The sequence below is a fragment of the Paraburkholderia ribeironis genome, assembly GCF_900019265.1.
Lineage (GTDB): Bacteria > Pseudomonadota > Gammaproteobacteria > Burkholderiales > Burkholderiaceae > Paraburkholderia > Paraburkholderia ribeironis.
Genome location: NZ_CYGX02000179.1, coordinates 1 through 1,977 on the forward strand (window position 1 = coordinate 1; position 1,977 = coordinate 1,977).

The 1,977-nt window shown below is 64.6% G+C and carries 1 protein-coding gene; it reads left to right on the forward strand.

Annotation, left to right across the window (positions count from 1 at the left end; all coding sequences use genetic code 11):
* Positions 1–148: 148 nt before the first annotated feature.
* The gene (locus tag BN2475_RS32990) at positions 149–1,888 is read left to right on the forward strand and encodes a S53 family peptidase (protein WP_094783501.1); all 1,740 of its coding nucleotides are present in this window, start codon (positions 149–151) and stop codon (positions 1,886–1,888) included.
* Positions 1,889–1,977 lie beyond the last annotated feature (89 nt).

The window sequence follows — 1,977 nt, forward strand, 5'->3', positions numbered from 1 at the left end:
AACTCAACGTGACAGCGCCATAAAAAGTGGTACACCACTGTGTCGACAAATGCTGAAAGCAGTTCGATGTTCAGAAATTCCACCTCGCCGATCAGGCGACAAACTCATCCTCGATTTTCAAATTGTTCGTGACAGTAAAGGACTCCCGATGAAAAGGAACTACCGGCTTGCCCTTCCCCTTCCGTCGCCCCGCCGCCTTGCGTGCGCGGTACCGCTCGTGTTCTCCGCCGCTGCGGCGCATGCGACGACGGACTGGGTCGACACCCACACGAACGCCTTTCTGACCGGCCCGCAACTGATGGCGCGCAACGCGGCGCCATCGCTCGAACTCGCCGACGGCGAGATCACGGACATCGTCGTCAGCCTGAATCTGCGCAACGCGGCGCAGCTCGAGCAGCTCGGGCACGACGTGAACCAGCCCGGCAATGCGCATTACCGCCAGTACCTCACGCCCGAACAGTTTCTCGTCAGCTACGCGCCGACTGAAGCACAGGTGAAGTCGGTCGTCGACTATCTGCGCAAGAGCGGCTTCGTGAACGTCGAGGTCGCGCCGAACCGGCTGCTGGTGTCCGCGCGCGGCACGGCCGGCACGGTGAAGACTGCGTTCAACACGTCGCTCGTGCACTACCAGGACGCCAGCCGCTCGGGCTTCATGAACGCGTCGAAAGCACAGGTGCCGCGTGCGCTCGGCGACGCCGTCGGCTCGGTGCTCGGGCTGCAGAACATCGCGCGCGCACAGCCGATGCTGCGCATTGGCAACGTCGAGAAGCCGCAGGCGCTCGCGGCCGGCACGGCCACCGGCCACTATCCGAAGGAATTCCCGGGCCTCTACAACGCGACCGGTGTGCCGACCGCGGCCGGCGTGACCGTCGGCATCATCACGATGGGCGGCGTATCGCAGACGCTGAAGGACTTGGAGCAGTTCACGTCGAGCAACGGTTACGGCACGGTCACTACCCAGACCGAGAAGACCAATGGCACCGGGACGACCGGCAGCTACAGCGACAACCCGTTCCTCCAGAGCGAATGGGATCTCGACAGCCAGTCGATCGTCGGCTCGGCCGGCGGCCAGGTCGGCAAGCTCATCTTCTACATGGCGGACCAGAACGCCGCCGGCGATACCGGGCTCACTCAGGCGTTCAATCGCGCGGTGTGGGACAACACCGCGAAGGTGATCAACGTGTCGCTCGGCTGGTGCGAGACCGACGCGGACAAGGACGGCACGATCGACGCCCAAGAGCAGATCTTCACGACGGCCGCCGCGCAGGGCCAGACGTTCTCGGTGTCGTCGGGCGACGAAGGCGCGTACGAGTGCAATAACCGCGGCTTTCCGGACGGCACGAACTACACGGTCTCGTGGCCGGCCGCGTCGCCGCACGTGCTCGCGATCGGCGGTACGACGCTGTACACCACGTCGACGGGTGCATTCTCGAACGAGACGGTGTGGAACGAAGGCCTCGACCCCACAGGTAAGCTGTGGGCGACGGGCGGCGGTGTCAGCACGATCCTGCCGGCGCCGGTGTGGCAGTCAGGCAGCAATCGACGGCTACCGGACGTGTCGTTCGACGCCGCACTGAGCACGGGCGCGTACATCTACAACTACGGCCAGTTGCAGCAGGTGGGCGGCACGAGCCTCGCCGCACCGATCTTCACCGGTTTCTGGGCGCGCCTGCTGGCGGCGAACGGCACGAGCCTCGGCTTTCCGGCCGGCGACTTGTACCGCGCGATTCCGTCGAACCCGTCGCTCGTGCGCTATGACGTCGTATCGGGGAACAACGGCTATCAGGGGCTCGGCTACAAAGCCGGTACCGGCTGGGATTACCCAACCGGTTTTGGGAGCCTGAGCATCACGAACCTCAACGAGCTAATCCGATCGGGTCGCTTCTGAGCGAGGCGTGACGGCCGGTGCGGTTCTGGCGAATGAAGGGACATCCTGCTTCAGGCTCTGATGTGATGGACCAGCGTGCGAGCTTGCGG

Bases quoted from the DNA above. Each gene is read 5' to 3' on its own strand.
- BN2475_RS32990 (WP_094783501.1), top strand. From the start codon at position 149: ATGAAAAGGAACTACCGGCTTGCCCTTCCCCTTCCGTCGCCCCGCCGC.